This is a genomic window from Bacillus sp. ISL-77, assembly GCF_018613105.1.
Genome location: NZ_JAGGQY010000010.1, coordinates 53,119 through 73,393, shown reverse-complemented (window position 1 = coordinate 73,393; position 20,275 = coordinate 53,119). Strand labels below are relative to the sequence as shown.

General features: G+C 39.7%; 19 protein-coding genes and 2 pseudogenes. 14 read left to right on the top strand and 7 right to left on the bottom strand.

Annotation, left to right across the window (positions count from 1 at the left end; translation table 11 throughout):
• The first annotated feature begins 262 nt into the window (after positions 1–262).
• Positions 263–397 carry a BA3454 family stress response protein gene (locus J7E77_RS03300; protein WP_098932569.1) on the top strand — a complete coding sequence of 45 codons (135 nt, stop codon included), beginning with the start codon at positions 263–265 and terminating at the stop codon, positions 395–397.
• Here the strand turns inward: J7E77_RS03300 and J7E77_RS03295 are convergent.
• Complete coding sequence (locus J7E77_RS03295) at positions 394–990, bottom strand: hypothetical protein (protein WP_214712321.1); 597 nt, start codon at positions 988–990, stop codon at positions 394–396. The two genes, J7E77_RS03300 and J7E77_RS03295, sit on opposite strands and share 4 nt — an antisense overlap.
• Before the next feature lie 259 nt (positions 991–1,249).
• On the opposite strand from J7E77_RS03295, the gene J7E77_RS03290 reads away from it, so the two are divergent.
• From J7E77_RS03290 to J7E77_RS03280, 3 genes are all read left to right on the top strand, one after another.
• Positions 1,250–1,759 (top strand): DUF2179 domain-containing protein, encoded by a 510-nt coding sequence (locus J7E77_RS03290; protein ID WP_088089906.1) that lies wholly within the window; start codon positions 1,250–1,252, stop codon positions 1,757–1,759.
• Positions 1,760–2,090: 331 nt separating this feature from the next.
• Positions 2,091–3,158 (top strand): sulfite oxidase, encoded by a 1,068-nt coding sequence (locus J7E77_RS03285; protein ID WP_214712320.1) that lies wholly within the window; start codon positions 2,091–2,093, stop codon positions 3,156–3,158.
• A 115-nt stretch (positions 3,159–3,273) separates the two neighbouring features.
• Complete coding sequence (locus J7E77_RS03280) at positions 3,274–3,867, top strand: YdeI/OmpD-associated family protein (RefSeq protein WP_214712319.1); 594 nt, start codon at positions 3,274–3,276, stop codon at positions 3,865–3,867.
• A 141-nt stretch (positions 3,868–4,008) separates the two neighbouring features.
• Here J7E77_RS03280 and J7E77_RS03275 read toward each other — a convergent pair whose 3' ends face one another.
• Positions 4,009–5,379, bottom strand: coding sequence for a sigma-54 interaction domain-containing protein (locus J7E77_RS03275; RefSeq protein ID WP_214712317.1), 1,371 nt, complete (start codon positions 5,377–5,379; stop codon positions 4,009–4,011).
• Between the two features lie 219 nt (positions 5,380–5,598).
• Here J7E77_RS03275 and J7E77_RS03270 point away from each other — a divergent pair, with 219 nt between their 5' ends.
• From J7E77_RS03270 to J7E77_RS03250, 5 genes are all read left to right on the top strand, one after another.
• Positions 5,599–6,681 carry an aromatic ring-hydroxylating oxygenase subunit alpha gene (locus tag J7E77_RS03270; RefSeq protein WP_214712311.1) on the top strand — a complete coding sequence of 361 codons (1,083 nt, stop codon included), beginning with the start codon at positions 5,599–5,601 and terminating at the stop codon, positions 6,679–6,681.
• Positions 6,674–8,125: an aldehyde dehydrogenase family protein gene (locus tag J7E77_RS03265; protein ID WP_214712310.1), complete on the top strand. Its 1,452-nt coding sequence runs from the start codon at positions 6,674–6,676 to the stop codon at positions 8,123–8,125. Before J7E77_RS03270 ends, J7E77_RS03265 begins: the two co-directional genes overlap by 8 nt.
• Positions 8,126–8,143: 18 nt before the next feature.
• On the top strand, positions 8,144–9,235 hold the full coding sequence (locus J7E77_RS03260; RefSeq protein WP_308160369.1) for a tartrate dehydrogenase: 1,092 nt from the start codon (positions 8,144–8,146) through the stop codon (positions 9,233–9,235).
• Positions 9,236–9,474: 239 nt separating this feature from the next.
• Positions 9,475–9,663 carry a DUF3311 domain-containing protein gene (locus J7E77_RS30390; protein ID WP_088089896.1) on the top strand — a complete coding sequence of 63 codons (189 nt, stop codon included), beginning with the start codon at positions 9,475–9,477 and terminating at the stop codon, positions 9,661–9,663.
• A complete protein-coding gene (locus J7E77_RS03250) occupies positions 9,660–11,126 on the top strand; it encodes a sodium:solute symporter family protein (RefSeq protein ID WP_214712309.1) in 1,467 nt (488 codons plus the stop codon). The genes J7E77_RS30390 and J7E77_RS03250 overlap by 4 nt, the downstream gene beginning before the upstream one ends.
• Before the next feature lie 456 nt (positions 11,127–11,582).
• Here J7E77_RS03250 and J7E77_RS03245 read toward each other — a convergent pair whose 3' ends face one another.
• Both J7E77_RS03245 and J7E77_RS03240 read right to left on the bottom strand, forming a co-directional pair.
• Positions 11,583–13,082 carry a sodium:solute symporter family protein gene (locus tag J7E77_RS03245; protein ID WP_214712308.1) on the bottom strand — a complete coding sequence of 500 codons (1,500 nt, stop codon included), beginning with the start codon at positions 13,080–13,082 and terminating at the stop codon, positions 11,583–11,585.
• Positions 13,082–13,285: a DUF3311 domain-containing protein gene (locus J7E77_RS03240; RefSeq protein ID WP_214712307.1), complete on the bottom strand. Its 204-nt coding sequence runs from the start codon at positions 13,283–13,285 to the stop codon at positions 13,082–13,084. Before J7E77_RS03240 ends, J7E77_RS03245 begins: the two co-directional genes overlap by 1 nt.
• Before the next feature lie 135 nt (positions 13,286–13,420).
• Between J7E77_RS03240 and J7E77_RS03235 the strand changes: the two genes are divergently transcribed.
• The gene (locus tag J7E77_RS03235; protein WP_214712306.1) at positions 13,421–13,699 is read left to right on the top strand and encodes a hypothetical protein; all 279 of its coding nucleotides are present in this window, start codon (positions 13,421–13,423) and stop codon (positions 13,697–13,699) included.
• 106 nt (positions 13,700–13,805) lie between these two features.
• On the opposite strand, the gene J7E77_RS03230 is transcribed toward J7E77_RS03235, so the two are convergent.
• Complete coding sequence (locus J7E77_RS03230) at positions 13,806–16,028, bottom strand: glycerophosphodiester phosphodiesterase family protein (protein WP_251027976.1); 2,223 nt, start codon at positions 16,026–16,028, stop codon at positions 13,806–13,808.
• A 486-nt stretch (positions 16,029–16,514) separates the two neighbouring features.
• On the opposite strand from J7E77_RS03230, the gene rfbB reads away from it, so the two are divergent.
• The 4 genes and pseudogenes from rfbB to J7E77_RS03210 all read left to right on the top strand — a co-directional run.
• The gene (gene rfbB / locus J7E77_RS03225; protein ID WP_214712304.1) at positions 16,515–17,543 is read left to right on the top strand and encodes a dTDP-glucose 4,6-dehydratase; all 1,029 of its coding nucleotides are present in this window, start codon (positions 16,515–16,517) and stop codon (positions 17,541–17,543) included.
• Between the two features lie 646 nt (positions 17,544–18,189).
• On the top strand, positions 18,190–18,480 hold the full coding sequence (tnpA, locus tag J7E77_RS03220) for an IS66 family insertion sequence element accessory protein TnpA (protein WP_308160368.1): 291 nt from the start codon (positions 18,190–18,192) through the stop codon (positions 18,478–18,480).
• A 75-nt stretch (positions 18,481–18,555) separates the two neighbouring features.
• Positions 18,556–18,858 (top strand): annotated as a pseudogene (tnpB, locus tag J7E77_RS31605) (IS66 family insertion sequence element accessory protein TnpB); the annotation flags it as partial.
• A 52-nt stretch (positions 18,859–18,910) separates the two neighbouring features.
• A pseudogene (locus tag J7E77_RS03210) lies at positions 18,911–19,198 on the top strand (transposase domain-containing protein); the annotation flags it as partial.
• Here J7E77_RS03210 and J7E77_RS30385 read toward each other — a convergent pair.
• Both J7E77_RS30385 and J7E77_RS03205 read right to left on the bottom strand, forming a co-directional pair.
• Positions 19,120–19,311: a mechanosensitive ion channel domain-containing protein gene (locus tag J7E77_RS30385; RefSeq protein ID WP_308160367.1), complete on the bottom strand. Its 192-nt coding sequence runs from the start codon at positions 19,309–19,311 to the stop codon at positions 19,120–19,122. The pseudogene J7E77_RS03210 and the gene J7E77_RS30385 overlap by 79 nt on opposite strands.
• A gap of 1 nt (position 19,312) precedes the next feature.
• Positions 19,313–19,951 carry a mechanosensitive ion channel domain-containing protein gene (locus tag J7E77_RS03205; protein ID WP_251027975.1) on the bottom strand — a complete coding sequence of 213 codons (639 nt, stop codon included), beginning with the start codon at positions 19,949–19,951 and terminating at the stop codon, positions 19,313–19,315.
• Positions 19,952–20,275: the final 324 nt, after the last annotated feature.

Genomic DNA, 20,275 nt, shown 5'->3' with positions numbered 1-20,275 from the left:
TACATAAGAGATTAGAATCATATAAAGTTTGTTGATTTTATTGACTTTTCCAGTCATTACCGTTGCTAGTGAGTATATTCATTTTTGTTAAGTTGAGAATTTGTCAAATCTTGACCTTTTATTTAGCTTTAATCACTTTCATTTTATTTGTAAAATATAAAAAAGTTAAAAAACATTTTTTAGGCATAACTAAATGAACTTTGATTTATTACAGAAGTGGAATGAACAAAAAGTTAGAATTAAATAAAGGAGATAGAACAAAATGTACAAGTATACAATCTATGTAACACATAAAGGTAAAGTCTATCAAACCAACGTAATAGCTACCAAAGACCAAACAGAAGAAGAAGTTTATCGTATGGCACAAGAACAAGTTCTGAAACAATGGGCAAATTAGATACGGGATCCTGGGATTAAAGGGATTGAATGGAACTTCCACTTGAAGAATGGATTTTGGATAGCTTCCAATACTTGAAATCGAGCTGCCAATGGCGGCCTTATTTCAGCACTTGCACTTATAACTCGTGCTGGTGGTTTACTTGCATTTTTAGACCGTAAAAAAAGCCTGGCTGCCAATACCAGGCTTTTTGCTTTCTCTTTTACGGTCTTGCACTTGAAACAGCTGTCCAGCCACTGTACACTTTTACAGTGCCGACCAAGGCCGGCTGTCTTTTTGACAAGAATTCCATACCATACTTCTGATGATGCACCTGGGTATAAATTAACATCGTATTCATCCAGTCCTGCGAGCTGGTATAAAAATGATGCGGTTGCAAGTGGGGTGATTTTCAGACCGCTCGTTGTAAAGAAATTATAATTGCTCTCAATAAGATTAGCGGCCATCAAGGGTTCTTCCGGTCCGGAGATATAGGATATATCAAAACCCATTAATATCCACTGTTCTTCCGCTGCCGGAACCCGGTTGGATTCATCTTCAGATTGAACGATTTCGTTGGCTTCATCACCAAAATACATATCAAATTGCTGCAAATCCACCACTTTAGGTTTGTCGGTCTTGAATTCCTGCAAAGTGAACTTGTGATAATCCCATGCACTGTACGGTGTCGCTCTGTCCCCTGATGCTGCGAAAGCCGTTTCTGGAATTAAGGAGACGGCTAATAGATTGAAATTTTTGGTAGTAGAAACGTTAAATATCTTCTTTCCTTTTAAAGGAAGAATAACACTATTTTATTTAGATTAAAAAAGATAAAATAAAGAGTACTTTAAATATGACGATAGAGGTGCCAAAGTGAAAGAGATTCTTTTGATTTTGCTGTTACAACTGATTTATGTACCTATATACACGCTACGAACAATCTTTTTGGTTAAAAATATAACCGTGTTAGCATCGATATTAGGTATTGCAGAAATGTTAATTTATGTTTTTGGCCTTTCTCTCGTATTTGGTGGAGATCAAAGTTTTGTATCAATGGTTGTTTATGCAGTTGGCTTCGGGTTAGGAATTATCCTTGGGACGAAATTGGAACAAAAAATAGCTATTGGTTATATAAACGTAACGGTTAATACACAAGAAAAAAATAGTAATTTGATAGACACATTACGACAAAATGGCTTCGGCGTTACTTTATATACGGGTGAAGGCCGAGACAGTGAACGTTATCGAATGGAAATATTGACAAAGAGAAATAGAGAAAATGAACTAATTGCAACTGTGGAGATGTTTGAACCTAGTGCGTTTATTATTTCATATGAGCCAAGAAGATTTAAAGGCGGTTTCTTATTGGATCGACTTCGATAGATGAATTGAAACACAACAAACTGTTGTGTTTTTTATTATTTTGGCTCTGTTATACTTGGCTGTTGATTTCCGCTCCAGGCGCTTCGCTTTCCGCGGGCGTGCCGGGGAGCCTCCTCGTCGCTTCGCTCCTGCGGGGTCTCCCCTGCCCCGTACTCCCGCAGGAGTCTTCGCGCCTTCCGCTCCAATCATCATGTGCCAAAATCAACAATAAGCCTTAACATAGCCATTATTTTAAAAAAACAGATTTTAATTTAATAAGAGGGAATTTGAATAATAAACCACCGATTACATATGCATTAAATAGCAAAGCAATTTTTAAGGAGGTATTTACTTGAAAAATTTTGACCATCCCCAGGTAAAACCCTACCTAATTACAAAGACTTTATTCCCTGAAAATCAGGAAACACCTATACATTTTTTAAATAGCGATATTGTGGATGGAAAATTATTTTACAGAAGAAACCATTTTTCTTACCCTCACTTTACATCATCCTTTTATCTTCTCCCAATTGATGGACTGGTGCATACCCCAAGAATATTTTCTTTACAGGAAATTTACTCATTGCCATCGAAAACTATAAAAGTTGTTTTAGAGTGTGCTGGAGATAAGCGTGAGTTATTTCAACCAAAGGTATTTGGTGAACAATTTGGAAAAGGTGCAATCAGTCAAGGAATTTGGAAAGGTGTTTCATTAAGGACCTTACTACAGCACACTGGTTTGATTGATACTGCAAAAGAAATTGTTTTTGAAGGCTATGATTATGGAGAAAGACCTGATTCCAACCAAATTGTTAATTTTTCAAGAAGTTTACCCATTAAAAAAGCCCTTGAACCAGATATCCTTATTGCTTATGAATATAATCATCAACCCATCCCATTCAAGCATGGTTTTCCCCTGAGATTGATTGTTCCTGGATGGTATGCAATGGCTTCTGTAAAATGGATTAAAAAAATTACTGTGCTTGACAAGGAATTTAAAGGTCCCTTTCAAGTAGTTGATTACGTTTATTACCCAAACAAAGAAAACGATGGAGGAAAGTTTTCCGTCACTGCGGCCAATGTTAACTCCACCATACAATATCCTTTAGATAGACAATTATTGCATACAGGAATTTATGAAATTAAAGGAATTGCACGGACAGGAGAAGGAAAGATAACAAAAGTAGATATTAGTTTAGATGGTGGTCAAACTTGGGATCCCTGTCAACTAAATTCTCCATCCGAAAAATACTCATGGGTTCATTGGAATTATAAATGGGAGGCACTAAAAAAAGGTGAATACACGATAAAATCAAAAGCAACTGATTCTCAAGGGAATGTTCAACCTTCAGAAGCATTTTGGAACAGAAAGGGCTATGGATACAATGCCTTTGATAGTATAAAAGTTAAAGTAGAATAAAACCAAAACATTAAAAGTCCAAGATAGGATGTTATTTTTTCTTAAGAATTGGAGAAATTGAGAATGATCTTTCTTGATTGTTAGCTGATTGAAAAATTGAAGAGGGTGTTCCTTGATGACAAATAGTAGAATGAACCCTAAGGTTGATGAATTTTTAAGTAAAGCTAAAAAGTGGAAGGAAGAATATGAGAAGTTGAGAAATATCGTTCTTGACTGTAAGCTGACCGAAGAATTTAAGTGGATGCATCCTTGTTACACGTTTGAGAAAAAAAACATAGTTTTAATCCATGGATTTAAAGAATATTGTGCGCTTCTGTTTCACAAAGGTGCCTTGTTAAAGGATGCCCATGGGATTCTAATCCAGCAAACGGAGAATGTACAGGCGGCACGCCAGATTCGGTTCACGAATGTTCAAGAAATAGTTGAAATGGAAACCATCTTGAAAGCTTATATATATGAAGCCATTGAAGTTGAAAAAGCCGGTTTGGAAGTGAATTTTAAAAAGAATACAGAATTTATAATTCCTGAAGAATTTCAAAATAAATTCGATGAAATCCCTGCCTTGAAAACTGCTTTTGAAGCATTGACGCCGGGACGGCAAAGAGCATACATACTTTATTTTTCTCAACCCAAACAATCCAAAACTCGAGAGTCAAGGGTTGAAAAATATATGCAGCAAATTCTCAATGGAAAGGGATTAAATGATTAGTAACAGGGGCTTTACTAAAATAAGAAATTATAATAAATACACAAAAAAACGCCGTGCTAATTACGGTGTCTTTTTGTGTGCGATTGAACATGTAGAAAGGGATGACCGCCTACAAGTCCAATCTAAGAAAGTCCAAGACGCTCAGGTATTCATCAGGTCCTCGCAGTACTCCCGGATTAGTTTCGAGGCTTTCGACTGGCTAATCCCGAGGTCTTTCGCGACTTTCCTGGACGATTTGTAGGTTTGGTAAGCTCTTCTGATTAAGAACCGCTTCGTTTCGTCAATTGCTTTATCGAGTGAAGTGGGGAGAGCGAGCTGGGTGACTTGTTCCACGTTGTCGGTGATCATATCAGGCAAGTCGGCCACCTGGATAATTGAGTCGCTAATGACGACTAACCGTTCAATCAAGTTTTCGAGCTGGCGTACATTTCCTGGCCATGAATAATGGATTAATATATTCATACATTCTTCCGAGATAACTTTGTTGTCATGGTATTTTTTATTGAATTGATGTAAAAAGTTGTACGTGAGCGGAATGATATCTTCTTTGCGCTCCCGCAGCGGCGGCAGGTAAATGTCGATCACATTCAGCCGGTAAAATAAATCTTCCCGGAATCGTTTGTCATTGACCATTTCAATTAAGTCCCGGTTTGTTGCGGCGATGATTCGGATATCGACTTTTTTCATTTCGCTGCTGCCGATGGGAATGAATTGTTTATCCTGGATTACTTGTAAAAGCTTTGCCTGCAGGGCGAGTGGCATTTCTCCGATTTCATCAAGAAAAACCGTGCCGCAGTTCGCAGCTTCGATCAATCCCGGTTTTCCGGTTTTGTTTGCTCCGGTAAACGCCCCTTTTGAATAGCCGAATAGTTCCGATTCGAGCAGCTCTTCCGGTATGGCCGCACAGTTAATCGTCAGGAACGGGCCGTTTTTCCGCTTGCTGATCCGGTGGATGTAATGGGCGAGTACGCCTTTTCCTGTTCCTGATTCTCCTTGGATTAAAATCGTGGAATCGGTCGGCGCTACTTTTTCGCAAAAAGTCAGGATTCGGTTGATCTTGCTGCTGTTCGTAATGAACTGGCCACCTTCCTCCTCTTGAGTGGTTTTTGACTCATTGCTCGTTCCAACCGCTTTTCCCATTTTATATGTCTGTAATTCGGTCGATGTGGTGACGACAAGTTCGATTTCCCCCTCATCATTTAAGATGGGAATCGCCGACGTCATCAGTTCAGCCCCGATATACGTCTGCTGCCTCATGTAGCAAGGCTTTTTTCTTTTATACACTTCTGGCACGATCGACGGTTTCCAGTAGCCTTTTTCAAATAATTCGACATTGTATTTGCCGATGACATCACTCGGCTTCAGCCCATAATGGCGCTCACAGGCCTGGTTAACATATAGAATCCGCTTCTCGCCGTCAAGGACGAAAATTTCATCGGAGGAATGATCGAGAATTTTTAAAAGAGTTTGCAGCGTCATCTCAATATTGCCAGTTGCCTCAGGACTTTTCATAGAATGATCCTCTCTCTTCACAAGTAATGAGTTAATTTTGACAAAAATTTGACCATATTGAGTCAATTATAACTCAATATGAAAGTGTTTTTAGTAAAAATCAAAATTTTTTGTGTATTCTTACAGCTTTTTAAACTTGGCACACGAATTGCATATATACAATTGACAGGCGGCAAAGCATGTAGGCAATCATCATTTATTTACGGAGGAGAATGAACTATGGCTTATAACACAGTAGAAAATGCATCCAATCGAACATTTGAAAGAACATTGACTTATGACAAATACACAGATCCGAAAGTACTTGAAAAAGAAATAGATCTTGTTTTCTCTAAATCTTGGCAGCTAGTGGGGCATGTCAGTCAGTTAGAAAAAGTAGGTGCTTTCTTTACGACTGAAGTAGCTAACGAGCCGATTATAGTGACTCGTGGGCAGGATGAAGTCATCCGCGCTTTTTATAACGTCTGTCCGCACCGTGCAACAAAGCTTGAAAAAAGTGAGTCAGGTAAGAAGAAAATTTTACAATGCGCCTACCATGGCTGGACATTTAAATTAGATGGGCAATTAAACAAAGCACCTAACTTTAAAGGTGAAGATGCAGCTTGTGTACAAGACGCTTGTCTACGCTCAGTCCGCATGGAAATCTTGGAATCTTTAATCTTTGTTAACTTGGACGATAACGCGAAGCCGATTAGCGAATCTTACGGCGATTTCTTCGATCGCTTGAGCAAATATCCGTTTTTAAGTGAGTTAAAACGAACAAACCAAAAAACACGAGTGATTAAAGCGAACTGGAAAGCGTTTATTGACAATTATTTAGAGTGTGACCACTGCCATGTAGCACACCCAAGTTTCGTTGCCGCCCTTGACATGGATGATTATCAAATCATTACATGTGAAAATTATTCACTTCAAGGCTCAATGGTTAAACCTGATAAAAATTATGGGTCAGTCGATTTAAATCAGGCCGAAATGCAAGGCGGATCTTTCTTCTGGCTATGGCCAAACCTGATGCTGACAATTTATCCGGGTCCCGGCAATATGGCGACGATTCAAATGGTGCCGATTGATCATGAAACAACTTTGGCTGTTTACACTTATTATTTCCGTGATGAGAATTTGACTCAGGAAGAAAAAGACTTAGTTACTTTTGCTGAACAAGTGCGCCAGGAAGATGTAGAACTTGTAGAGTTAGAGCAAATCGGTTTCCGCTCTCGTGCATTTAACAAAGGAAGGTATGCGTCTTCAGAAAAAGCAATTGTACAATTTCATGAAATGGTATTGGAGGCCCTCAATGAGTAATTTAGCGAATGAAGTAAAAGTGAAGAAGCATTTTCTGATGATCAATGGCGAAAAAGTAGAAACAGCGAAATATGCTCCTTTATACTCCCCTTATTCTGGGGAAGAAATCGCTCAAATTGCGATGGCGGATAAAGAACTAACTGTACAGGCAATTGCTGCTGCCTACAACGCACGCGGAGTAATGGCAAAAATGCCGGCGTATCAGCGGGCGGAGATTTTGGAAAACGTTGTGGCGCTATTAAAAGAGAAAGCGGCCGAAGCGGCTGAAGTCATTTCTCGTGAATCAGCTAAACCAATTATGTTCGCGAAAGCGGAAGTGGCTAGAACGATTGAAACGTATAAGTTTGCGGCTGAAGAAGCAAAAAGAATTCACGGTGAAACGATTCCTTTTGACGCAGCAGTTGGCGGCGTCGGAAGAATTGGTTACACGTTAAGAGAGCCGATTGGGGTCATTGGAGCGATCACGCCGTTTAACTTCCCGATGAACCTTGTTGCTCATAAAGTCGGGCCGGCTATAGCTGCCGGTAATTCTATTGTCTTGAAGCCAGCGTCGCAAACTCCTTTGTCCGCACTCTTTATCGCGGAAATTTTTGAAGAAGCAGGTCTTCCAGCGGGCGCTTTAAATGTAGTAACAGGTCCCGGCAGCACGGTTGGGGACGCGATTGTGGAAGACGACCGTGTAAGCATGGTCACATTCACAGGTAGCCCGGGCGTCGGCATAGGCATCCGAAACAAGGCATGCTTGAAGAAGACGACACTTGAACTCGGTTCAAACTCGGCATTAATTATCGACAAAGATATTGACATCGATCAAATTATTGACCGCTGCATCATGGGCGCGTTCTCTAACCAAGGGCAAGTTTGTATTTCCCTGCAGCGTGTGTATGCTCATGAAGATGTGTATGAAGAATTTGTTGCGAAGTTCACTGAAGCAGCGAAGAAACTGAAACTCGGCGACCCGCTTGATTCGGACACATATATTTCCGCTTTAATCTCTAAAGAGGAAGCTGAACGTGTACTAGGCTGGATCGAAGAAACCAAAAGCAGCGATGCAACGATAGCTGCGGGCGGCAAACTTCAAGATGGCGTTCTTGAGCCAACAATTATTACAGATGCGGACCATTCGTTAAAAGTTTCTTGTCAGGAAGCATTTGCACCGGTTGTCGTTGTAAACAAAGTGAGTTCAGTTGAAGAAGCGATTGAGCAAGTTAATGATTCTCGCTTCGGATTACAGGCCGGAATTTACACAAACAATGTGAAAAATGCTTTGTACGCTTCACAGGAATTGCATGTGGGCGGCGTAATTATTAATGACGTGCCGACCTATCGTGTCGACCAAATGCCATACGGCGGTGTGAAAGAGAGTGGGACAGGCCGTGAAGGAATAAAATACGCGGTGGAAGAAATGACTGAAATGAAATTGGTCGTTTGGAACCAAGGCTAAAAAACGAGGGAGATCATTGTGAAGCAATTTAAAATAGCAGTTATCGCCGGAGACGGTATTGGCCCTGAAGTCATTAATGAAGGGGTCAAAGTATTAAAAAAAGTGGCTGAACTTGATGCGGGTTTCCAATTTAATTTCACTTACTATCCATGGGGATGCGAATTTTATGCGAAAAATGGAAAAATGATGGATGATGATGGAATTGAACAGCTGAAAGATTTTGACGCGATTTATTTGGGAGCAGTCGGATTTCCCGGTGTCCCGGACCATATTTCACTGTGGGATTTGTTGTTAAAAATCCGAAAAAGTTTTGATCAGTATGTTAATATTCGGCCTGTGACGCTGTTAAAAGGGGCTCACTTGCCGCTTGTGGATGTGAAACGCGAAGACATCGATATGCTGTTCATTCGTGAAAACAGTGAAGGCGAATATTCAGGCGCAGGTGACTGGCTGTTTAAAGGGCAGGAACACGAAGTCGTTTTACAAAACGGTGTATTTTCCCGTAAAGGGACGGAGCGAATCATTCGTTACGCGTTTGAAACGGCGAAAAAAGAAGGAAGATCGCTGACGAGCATTTCTAAAGGAAACGCCCTTAATTACTCAATGGTTTTCTGGGACCAGGTATTTGAAGAAGTGAGCGCAGAATATCCTGAAGTCGAAACGGCTTCTTATCTCGTCGACGCAGCGGCGATGTTGATGATTAAAGATCCAAAACGCTTTGAAGTCGTTGTGACATCGAACTTGTTCGGCGATATTTTAACGGACTTGGGTGCGGCGATCGCTGGTGGGATAGGGCTCGCTGCCGGAGCGAATATTAATCCCGAAAGAGACTTTCCGTCTATGTTTGAGCCGATTCACGGATCAGCTCCTGATATTGCAGGACAGCAGATAGCCAATCCGCTTGCCGCTATTTGGTCCGCTAGCCAAATGCTCGACTTTTTCGGCTATGAAGCATACGGAAAACTAGTGTTGGATGCGATTGAACAACTTTTGGTGGAAGATGAAGTTTTGACACCTGATATGAATGGAACTTCTACTACGTCTGACGTAGGAAACCGTGTAGTAGACCTGATGAAATCTTTAGTTTTTTCTCAAAATGTGAAAAGCTGATAGACTGATAGATTCATCTGCTGTATTAGGTATTACATAAAAGGTCTCAATTGGTCTTTTATGTAATACCCATTTCATTTGTGTTTTCGAAAATTTAAAGCGTTTTCAAACATGATGCTAAACTCACTTGTTTTTATATTATCAATACTCTACTCTAATAGAATTCGAAGAAATCGAAATAAGCAGAGAATATAAGGTCTGAAAATTCATGCTAATTTTTCGTGAGGGGGAATTTCTGAGTGAAAGTTTTAATTTGGATCCTAGCAATAATTCCTATTATTGGTGCGTTTACAGTTGTAAACCGTATCGAGCCGTATATATTTGGGTTACCCTTCATTGTTTTTTGGGCGACTGCCTGGCTCGTTTTAACTTCATTATTTTTGTACATTATTAATATTCTAATAGATAGACAGGAGGGAATTAAATGAATAGTGCTATCTTCATTCTCATAGCTACTCTTCTTCTTGCTTTCTATTTAGGTGTCCGTGCCCGCAAAGGACAACAGCTCGAAGAATGGGCCGTAGGCGGCCGTAATTTTGGTTCTATCACCATGTTTGTGTTAATGGCTGGTGAAATTTTTACAACGTATGTGTTTCTGGGAGGAAGTGGCGGATCCTACCGAATGGGAGGCCCTATCATTTATATCTTCAACGCCTTCTGCTATATTGTGCCATTCTGGATTTTGCCTCCCATTTGGCGTTATGCCAAAAAGCATCGAGTGATTACTCAATCTGACTTTTTTGCTAAGAAGTATGATAGTAAACCACTCGGGTTATTAGTAGCAATTGTCGGGGTCGTTTCAATGATTCCTTATATCGTTTTACAGTTAAAAGGACTTAAAATCATTGTATCAGAGACTTCATATGGTGCGATTTCACCCAATTTAGCGGTGTGCATTGGGGTGGTTGCTGTCACGATATTTGTGACATTGTCTGGTATTCACGGTTCAGCCTCAACAGCCATTTTAAAAGACATTCTCCTTCTCGTTGTGATTCTATTTTTAGGTATTTATTTGCCGTATCACTACTATGGCGGAATAAAGCCGATGTTTGAAACATTGGATGCGGCAAAGCCGGAGTTTTTATTAATTCCTAAAGAAGGATACAGCATATCCTGGTATATTTCGACATGTTTAACGATTGGATTAGGGCAATATATGTGGCCGCAATGCTTTGGTGCAAGCTTATCATCTAAAAATGAAAGGACACTGCGCCAGAATGCTGCTATTTTGCCGCTTTACCAAATCATTTTAGTATTCATTTTATTCATTGGGTTCACAGCCCTTTTACAAATTCCAAATTTACAAGGAGCAGATACAGATTTAGCTCTCTTTAAAATCGCAAAAGCAACGTTCGATCCGTGGGTGGTCGGAGTCATAGGAGCCGCCGGTATCTTAACCGCACTTGTTCCGTGTTCGATGTTATTACTAACTGCCTCGACGATTTTATCGAAAAATATATATAAGGCAATCAAACCGAATACCACCGATGAGCAAATTGGACGATACACTCGTAGGTTTGTCCCTATTGTGGCACTAATCGCTTTATTTTTCACTTTTTTCGGTGGAAACAGTATTATTGCCTTGCTGATCATGGCTTACAGCTTTGTGCTGCAATTATTCCCTCCACTGCTTTGCAGCTTATGGAAGAAAAACCCTGTTACTAAAACAGGCGCATCTGCAGGTATTATAGCCGGTGTCATCATGGTCGCTTATGTAACCATAACCAGTTCAACTATGGGGACGTTCTTTCCGGAAGCACCTTCGTTTATAAAAGATCTTGATATCGGTATAGCGGCCCTTGTCGTTAACATTGTTTTCATGTTCGCGGTCAGTGCATTTACTAGAACATTAGTGAAAGTAGAGACAGAGATTGAGACAAAAGCGGTATAACTGTTATCGAACAACCAGCATTTATCCTAACGGGTTCACTTTATAGGTATAAACAAGATGCAAAAGGTTGAACAAGAAACGATAAAAAGTTTAGCTAAAAAAACCAAATCACTTATCTCCAACTAACCTACAAAGGATGTTTCTTTGTAGGTTTTTTATAAATGCAGGAATTTACAATACCAAAGCAAAATTCAAAGAAAGGACACCAGGCAACCTCAAATGCGGTTGCAGGACCATGTAATCTATGCGACCGTAGCATATAGCGGCTAGGATTCCGAACGAGCAAGAGTTAAAATAATGAGCAAAAAAAATAAGAGGGGCTTCGTCCTTTTTTGGATTGTGCCCGCTCTTTTAGCTATAAGACGTTAGCCATAATTTTTCAATAAAGAAGCCTCTTACTTTTAAGATGAAACTCAGCATTGATAGGGCTACCCTCTGGGGGCTAAAACGCCCCCATTATGCGCCTGTTCTAAGTTTTGATTTTACAGAATTTGATGGATTAAACAGATACTCTTTTACAGAATTTGTTTGATGTTTCGCTTTTGCTGCGAAAAAAGGATTCAAAATAATAATGGATAATAAGTTGGCTGATAATCCCCAAAACCCTTCATAAATACCAAATGAGCTGTTTGTTCCGTATACTGTAAATGTTGTTGCTAATCCCACGAGTAATCCAATAATTGTTGCCTGTTTCGTTTGGTTTTTCCAGAATAAGCTGACAACAATCGCTGGGAAAATTTGCACCATTCCTGAAACACCTAAGAGCTGCAAAGATACTAGTGCTGTAGGGAATAACAGTCCAAATAATAATGCAAGACCAATGACAACAAATACCATGGAGCGAGTGACGAGAGTTAATTTAGCGCCTTTTACGTTGGGATTGATTAAATCACGATAAATGTTGTTTGCAAATAAGTTGGAAGCACCGATGGCCATAATTGAGCATGGGATTAAAGATGCTAAGGCAATTGTTGAATAAGCTAACCCTTGTCCAATACCGCCGTATGAAACTTGGATTAGATTTAAAAAGGCAAAACGCGGATCGCTTCCAGCCGGCAACACATGGTAAGCCACAAAACCAAGGAAAATAACTAGGATTAAGACCACATTATATAACGGCAAGAACATGGCATTTTTTCGAACGGCATCCGCACTTTTCGCTGTGAATACTCCTGTTGCTCCATGAGCCCACATAAATAATGCCAAGGCAGAAACAAGTGATGCGGTCATGAACCATGGAATGCCTTTAGGGCCAGATGTAGGAATCGTCAGTAATTGCGGTGATTCCTTCACAAGTGTATCAATCATTGGGCTCCAGCCGCCAAAATGGATAATCGGAAGAGAAATCACAAGGAATAACATAATCGCCCATACGAGAACATCTTTAATGATGGCTGTATAGGTAGGGCCTTTGATTCCGCTAAAGAATGTAAAAAGTGCAACAAGAAGGAATGACGTAATGACGACTACCTTCACATTAATATAACCTGTTCCAGCGACTTGAAGCGTATCTTGAATCCCGGCTAACTGCAAATCAATATACGGGATGAGCATTAATACGCCTACAATAGCAATAATAGAAGAAAGAAGTTTACTGCCAAAACGCTCCCGCGCATAATCGGCCAGTGTGGTTAGCTTAAATTGATTCGCTACTTTCCAGAGTTTAGGAAGGTAAAAGTAAGAAACAAAATAGGCTAAAATACAGTAAGGAATCGCAAAGAATGCAAGACTTCCTGCTGCGTAGGATGTACTTGTAAGTCCTAAAAATGTATATGCTGTATATAAATCAGCGCCTACTAAAAACCAAACCAGTAATCCACCGAAGCGTCTACCGCCAACAGACCATTCCTCTACTGAGCTTCGCGATGATTTATTCCGCCCTGCGATAAATCCAATCAAAACAACGGTCAAGACTATGAATCCTGTGATTAACAAAGCTGTTAAATTTCCGTGCATTAGTCAAGACTCCTTTCTGATTTTTGAAGTTGATAGATCCCAAATGTGCATAAAGGAGTTAATACGATCCATAAAAAGAGCCAAAATTGAAGGAAGGGTAATCCTAAAATAATCGGGTCTATTCGATTTACGAATGGTAAAACGGCTAACTGAGAAATAAAAGGGAGTATAATTAATATAAATTTCATGAATTTTCTGCCCATTATAAGAACCTCCTGATGATCATAGTAGATTATTACTATAATGAATAGTAATATTATCTCCATAATAGTATTGTTAAATAATTTTACATGTACGTTATACTAACAATTTTTCCAAGTGATTACAAGTGAATTTTTTTGATTATTTATAAAATTCCAATTAACAAACTATTATTCTTTACTGGATTAATTTTGAATTATCTATTATTTAATAAAATCATAAAAATGAATATGATTCGGTTCCTTGGCCTGTTCAACCAGGGAATGCGTGAAGTAGTTGAAATGTTTTATTTAAATGAAGAGCCTGTTGTGCTGGATGGCCGGAAATATGAAGTGCATTTTGGTCCTGTTCCGCGGACTTCCTACAAAGAAGGGATAGCCCAGACCCTTGAGTTCATGTCCTCTCGCAGAACGTAAGGAAATGTTTTGATATTCGCTTGAAAAAAGCACCAGGCGGCGGCCCGGTGCTTCTTAGTGTTGATAAAATCAAGGAGACAGTCTCCTGGTTTTCGGCTACTATTTTTTAATCTTCAAGCTGGAATGTTTGGCCGAAATGGACTTTTCCGTTTTCATCGCGGATTTCCACACCTGCTTGATTTTTTGCCGGATCTACATGGAACACACCGAAGTTGAAGAAGTTTCCTTCCGCATACAAGCGTTCAGGGCCGAAGGTAGGATCCAATGTACCAGGATTGATTTTTACGGCTCCAATCGGACCGCTGATTAATTCGTGATAATCTGTCTTGCCGTCATGATTGGCATCATATTTGATGACTTCGGCAAAATGGACATCGGTTGTGACGAAATAAACGTTTTTGATTCCTTTTTCGATAATAAAATCAGAGATTTTTTTGAACTCGTTCTCGTATCCTGTTACGTCATTAGGGTTTACTTGATCTCCGTTTGCCCATCCATCCCTGGCAGTTGCTTTTCCAGTCGGAACGGAGATTGGCACGGAAGTCCCGACAAATTTAACCTTGGCATCTGATTCGAGAAGCTGCTGTTCCAGCCATTTTACTTGTTCTTCGCCGAGCATTGTTTTATCAGGTCCATCTGCCATGGTGTTTGGAGAGCGGTAGCCGCGGTTGTTAAGAATGATCATATCCATTGATTTACCCCAAGAGTACTTGTGATAAAGCTTGTTCGCTGAACTGCGTTCACTTGAAATGGGCCAATAATCCTTAAACGCACCCAACCCCGCTTGCGTCAACGGCTGGGAAGGACCTGAAAAGTCATTGGTCACTTCATGATCATCCCATATCGCAAACGTTCCTGTTTTCTGTAAAAGACTGCGTAATCCAGCATCCGTACGGTTCTCCTTATATTTCGCCCAGAAATCCTGAACGGTTTCAGAAGGAGGGTTAGGAACAGCCGGTGTCTTATTATCTGCATAGATGGTATCCCCACTGAACAGGAAGAAGTCTGGATTGATGGCTGACATCGCTTTGAAAGATTTATATGGCGGTATCTCTCCCTGGCCGCCAGTATCTCCGCCCCAAACGATTGACATTGGCTTTAAGCTGTTTTCCTCCGGTGCTGTTTTGAATGAACCATTTACGGTGTACTGGCTGGAAACTGCATGGGCCCGGTAATGATAAGTAGTATCAGGCTTTAATCCGTTAACCTCTACATTTACTGTATAATCATGCGCTACATCTGCAGGGCTCGTTTTGACGATTGTGTCGTGTTTAAAACTGCTATCGGTTGAAATTTCAAACTGAACTCTTGCCTCTACATTGGTGCGCGCCCATAAAATCGCTGATGAATCCGTTACATCTCCGCTTGCCACTCCATGTGAAATATACGGCTTTTCCAGTAAATCAACAAGCTGGTCCGTATTGTTTGTGAACTCTCCGTCCACACCAAGGGAAAGCAAGGAAACCATATCGTCCTCTGAATTCACTGTCCATGGATGCACTAGAAGCTGATTCTGATGAGCGGCTTCCATTAGTTTCGGTACAACAAGCTCCTTACTAGGACCTACGCCAGCGGCATAGTCAGCGATCCGTTTCATTTCCTGATATACATCCTTGCCCGTCAGCATACTTCCTGAATACAGTTGAATCAGCTTTACATTAGGGGCAAGCGTTTTTAATTTACGAAGGCTTTCTTCGCTAAATGATTCGAGAAATAGCATTTCGTCATCAAGTACATTGGTTTCTTTCAAGATTTCAATTACTTTCTCTTCCATCCCTGGATATACGTTCGGCGCTTTTGTTTCCATGTAAAGGCCAACTTTTCCGTTCCCATGTTTTTTAACAAATTCAATGGCTTCCTCGAGTGTCGGCACATGCTGTCCGATGTATTCTGTTTTCGCCATGTTTGGGTAAGTTTTATTAAACCACGAACCTGCATCCAGTCGGCTGATCTCTTCGAGAGTAAAATCCTTTACCCTCCAAGGTGCCCGGTCTGGATAAAGTTCCTTTGCATTGGTTGTTCTCCCCAGCGTTTCATCATGCATGGCAATCAACTGGCCATCTTTCGTCATTTGTAAATCGAATTCCACATAATCGGCTTTCATCGTCATTGCCTGCTTATAGGCTGCCAATGTATGTTCCGGACCGTACGCAGATGCCCCTCGATGGGCAATAACGGCTACATCAGAGGTAATTGGACGTAATGTAGATTGTCCATTATCAGTAGCTGCATTTTGAATAGGGTGGGCTAAAACGGCCAAAGGAGCTCCTGAAGTTACCGAAAGAGACAGCGTAGCTAATCCAGCAATCAAACTCTTTTTCATTTTCATTTCCAATCATCTCCTATAAGTTTATGTATATCGTATTTAAAAATATAGGAGAATTGTAAAGTCGCTATTGATAGAATGTTAATGTTTAGTAAAACGGACAAAAACAGTACCTTTTTCTTATAATAGACTTTTGAAAGTATATCTATTTTTCTGTGAAAAATTACCTATAATAGCTTATGCATCTAGCAAGGGATAGCCAATCGATTTTGACCACTGCAGAAGTGATAGAATTCAAAGGGGTCTGACCCCCACTACTTCAAGCGTTATTTGAAACAACGAACATTCCTGTTCGTACGCAGTAGTGGAATATTTCGCGAACTACAAAATAAGCATATATACATAAAGGAATGACACCCGATAGGCAGCCCATACCAAAATTCCTTCCATAACTTACCGGAATGGAGGATTTGATGGATTTAGTCCATTACCATCTTGGCAGGACTCCTTAGAGCAGTACTTAAAAGCATTAAAACTAGAGGTGAAGTAATGCTGAGGAAAAAGATTCTTGTAACAGATGGAGCCGGATTCATCGGTGGGAACTTTGTACAATATATGATCAACAAATACCCACATTATGATATTTACAATTTAGATGGATTAACCTATGCGGGCGATCTAACCAAGCACCGCGAGATCGAAAAACAGGAAAACTATCATTTTGTGAAAGCGGATATAGCTGATCGTGAAGCGATACTACCGCTTTTTGAAAAAGAAAAGTTTGATTATGTCGTCCATTTTGCGGCAGAAAGCCATGTCGATCGCTCGATTTCGGAACCAGAAATATTTGTTCGTACGAATGTGCTGGGTACTCAAGTGTTACTTGATGCCGCAAAACAAATGGAAGTCATCAAGTTTGTTCATGTCTCAACGGACGAGGTATACGGTGAGTTAGCGCTGGATACATCGACATTCTTTACAGAGGAGACCCTACTACAACCCAATAGTCCATACAGTGCGAGTAAAGCATCATCTGATTTCTTAGTGAGGGCCTATCACAAAACATTTGGACTGCCGGTGAATATTACTCGTTGTTCCAATAACTATGGTCCATTCCATTTTCCAGAGAAATTGATTCCCTTAACGATTTCTCGCGTTGTAAATAATCAGAAGGTACCTGTTTATGGTGACGGAAAGAATATCCGTGATTGGCTGCATGTACATGATCATTGTGCAGCACTAGATCTTGTTTTGCATGAGGGGGTTACTGGGGAAGTCTATAACATAGGTGGGCATAACGAGCGGACAAATTTAGAAGTGGTAAAAACGATTATTACCGCTTTAGGAAAATCGGAAGAGTTTATCGAGTTTGTCGCTGACCGTTTAGGCCACGATAAGCGCTATGCCATTGACCCTACGAAGTTGGAGACGTTAGGTTGGAAACCAATTTACACATTCGAAACGGGAATCGCGCAAACGATTGATTGGTATGTGGATAACAAGTGGTGGTGGGAGCAAATTATTAGTGGGGAATACCAGAACTACTTCAAGAAGAGGTATTCTATAAATCAATCATAGATTTTCATAGCCCCGTATTCACTATTTATGGATATGGGGCTTTTTACCACAGACCTTTAGTTGAATAACAAACCAATCATATTCAAAAAGGGTATTTACTTATGTAGATACTGTTAAGAATTCAGACTTATTTGCATATTTATTGATTTAACACACTATGTCCTTTATAAGAAAAAGGCTGCCGCAGCAACCTTTATTATTGAAATCTTGTACCCTTTAGCTGTGTACACTTTTGTGTAATAGAAAACAGTCTGTTCAAATTATCCAATTGTTAACTACTGCTTTCATCATCATGGTTATCCTCGCAAACAAACAAATCCCGGAAATTAAAAATAGCCATTCCATTAGGAGTATTTAAATTTCCCCCGTTAAACTTACCTACACGTTTAGGTTTTATAGGATTAGAAATGTCATAGATTTCGACCGTGTCGTCGCCCAAATTTGATACATAAAGAATGTTGTTTGTAATAGCTAATACAGAAGGACCGTTTAAATTTCCTCCATTAAACTCACCTACACGTATAGGAGCTTTTGGATTGGAAATATTATAGATTTCGAGTAAGCGTCAAACTGTTCCCACCTCGTTACAACGCGGGATCTATGCGATAATCTCCTCAAGAAACAATTACAAGAGGAGGTTTTTTTAATGCCCAAAACTGATCTAAGAAAGGAATGGGAACGGCGGATTGCCGTTTTTAGGGCTAGTGAACAGACCCAAGCTAATTGGTGTGCTGCCAATGATTTAAAAATTCACCAGTTTAAGTACTGGTTAAAGAGAATCGAGATTCCAAGTCAACTCAGACACCCAATGCCAAATGGGCATCCGTTACTATTGAAGAAGCAGCTCCAGAGGTATATGAACCATTACATGTCAAGGTTGGCCAAGCATCCATTGAAGTCAAACCCGGTTTTAATCCAACTCTTCTTGCAGATGTAGTAAGTACCCTAAATAATAAGTTATGGTAAGTGAAGCATCTATTGATCGTGTCTACCTCCACGAGGTAGCACAGATTTACGAAAATCCATAGATGGACTGGCTGTTCTTGTAAAAGAAGAGTTTGACCTGGATCCTTTTTCTACTAGTCTTTTTGTTTTCTGTAACCGGCAACGGGACAAGTTAAAAATTCTTCATTGGGATCACAATGGTTTTTGGCTTTATTATCGTCGGTTGGAACGTGGTAAATTCCATTGGCCATCAGACAATAGTTCTATACCTTTAAAAGTAACTCGTCGCGAATTACGTTGGTTACTCGATGGATTATCTTTAGAACAAAATCAAGCTCATCCTGAAGTTACCGCCAGAACAGTCCTTTAAGAAATTATATATTATAGAAGAAATCTGGCTATATTTGTCGTATAATAGACTTATGAAAAAGACAACTAAAACTCCAACCTCAAACCCTACAATTGAAGAACTTCAAAAGCGTTTAGAGCAGCTTGAAAAGCATAATGCTGAATTAGAGGCGAAGCTAAAGAAACAAACCGAATTAGAGGCCAAATTAAATTGGCTTGAAGAACAGCTTCGTCTCCATCAGCTAAAACGATTCGGTACTTCCAGTGAAAAAACGAATCCTGATCAGCTAGAGCTCACGCTCTTCAACGAAACAGAGGCGGAAGCCAATCCCGATCTACCAGAACCTACTCTGGAACGACTCCAATTGGTAATGGCTTCGTTTGCAAGTGTTGCATTTGGAACTGTAACTAGTGCTTGACTAAAAGTTCGAATTTTAGTACTTCTGAAATTAATATCTTCTACTATACCTTCCACGCTAGGTTAAGATCCAATCTCCAATAGAAAAAGTTTTTTCTGTTACAATCACGATTCCACCAATTAGATTTCCTACCGCTTCTTTTGCAGCTAAAGCAAATGCCAGGCCCCCTAACCCAAGACATGCCACCAATCCATTTACGTCATAATCAAATTCCTGACCAATAACACTTATACTGATGGCAATCATGATTACACGGATGGCTCTTGAAATAAACGGTATAAGAATTAAATCAATCTTATTGTTGATCTTTTGATTAACACTAATTAATATTCCCGAGGTAGGAGATGACAAATTAAAAAATCCCCATGTAATTAATACAATTACCATTGAACGCAAAAATTTTAATAATAACGCATTGTGTTGTTCTATAAAAGGGGAATAATCCATTGCTACATACAAACCTAGAATAATAAAGAGCCATCCTAAAGGACGTTCAAAACCTAAACATATTTGTGTAAAAAAATCAGTTGGTGTTTTCCTAGACAATTTTAATATCAACTGAAACACATACTTTGTAAATATGTTTCTAAAAAGTATAAATAAAAGCAATATCCCTATAGAAATTCCTAAATTTTTTAACATGTCATAGTCTATTCCAACCATTGAAAAAGCCATGACAAATGAATCAAAAGACATTCTAAAATACCTTCTCTCTTCTTACGATACTTTTTTAGCAATCACAATTGATAGAAAAATCGATGTTACGTGAAAAAATAAGACCCACGAGCACCCACTTGTCAAACCATTACATCCTCATATAATAACTTTTTAAACAAGATATTTGAATACAATAAAAGTCTTAGATTATAGAAACAAATCTACTTCCAAAAATGTGAGAGTGTGAAAAAGGAAGGGTAACCATCTAGGGAGGGTTGCTTTTTGTGACTCAACTTCAGATTTTTTCGTTATAATTCGACAGAAAGAGAGAAGGTTTTATTATTAATTTTTAATAATCTATAT

Excerpts from the sequence above, each read along its gene's own strand:
- J7E77_RS03300 (WP_098932569.1), top strand. The coding sequence starts at position 263 with ATGTACAAGTATACAATCTATGTAACACATAAAGGTAAAGTCTATCAA.
- J7E77_RS03280 (WP_214712319.1), top strand. The coding sequence starts at position 3,274 with ATGACAAATAGTAGAATGAACCCTAAGGTTGATGAATTTTTAAGTAAA.
- J7E77_RS03275 (WP_214712317.1), bottom strand. The coding sequence starts at position 5,379 with ATGAAAAGTCCTGAGGCAACTGGCAATATTGAGATGACGCTGCAAACT.
- J7E77_RS03270 (WP_214712311.1), top strand. The coding sequence starts at position 5,599 with ATGGCTTATAACACAGTAGAAAATGCATCCAATCGAACATTTGAAAGA.
- J7E77_RS03265 (WP_214712310.1), top strand. The coding sequence starts at position 6,674 with ATGAGTAATTTAGCGAATGAAGTAAAAGTGAAGAAGCATTTTCTGATG.
- J7E77_RS03250 (WP_214712309.1), top strand. The coding sequence starts at position 9,660 with ATGAATAGTGCTATCTTCATTCTCATAGCTACTCTTCTTCTTGCTTTC.
- J7E77_RS03245 (WP_214712308.1), bottom strand. The coding sequence starts at position 13,082 with ATGCACGGAAATTTAACAGCTTTGTTAATCACAGGATTCATAGTCTTG.
- J7E77_RS03240 (WP_214712307.1), bottom strand. The coding sequence starts at position 13,285 with ATGGGCAGAAAATTCATGAAATTTATATTAATTATACTCCCTTTTATT.
- J7E77_RS03230 (WP_251027976.1), bottom strand. The coding sequence starts at position 16,028 with ATGAAAATGAAAAAGAGTTTGATTGCTGGATTAGCTACGCTGTCTCTT.
- rfbB (WP_214712304.1), top strand. The coding sequence starts at position 16,515 with ATGCTGAGGAAAAAGATTCTTGTAACAGATGGAGCCGGATTCATCGGT.
- tnpA (WP_308160368.1), top strand. The coding sequence starts at position 18,190 with ATGCCCAAAACTGATCTAAGAAAGGAATGGGAACGGCGGATTGCCGTT.
- J7E77_RS03205 (WP_251027975.1), bottom strand. The coding sequence starts at position 19,951 with ATGTCTTTTGATTCATTTGTCATGGCTTTTTCAATGGTTGGAATAGAC.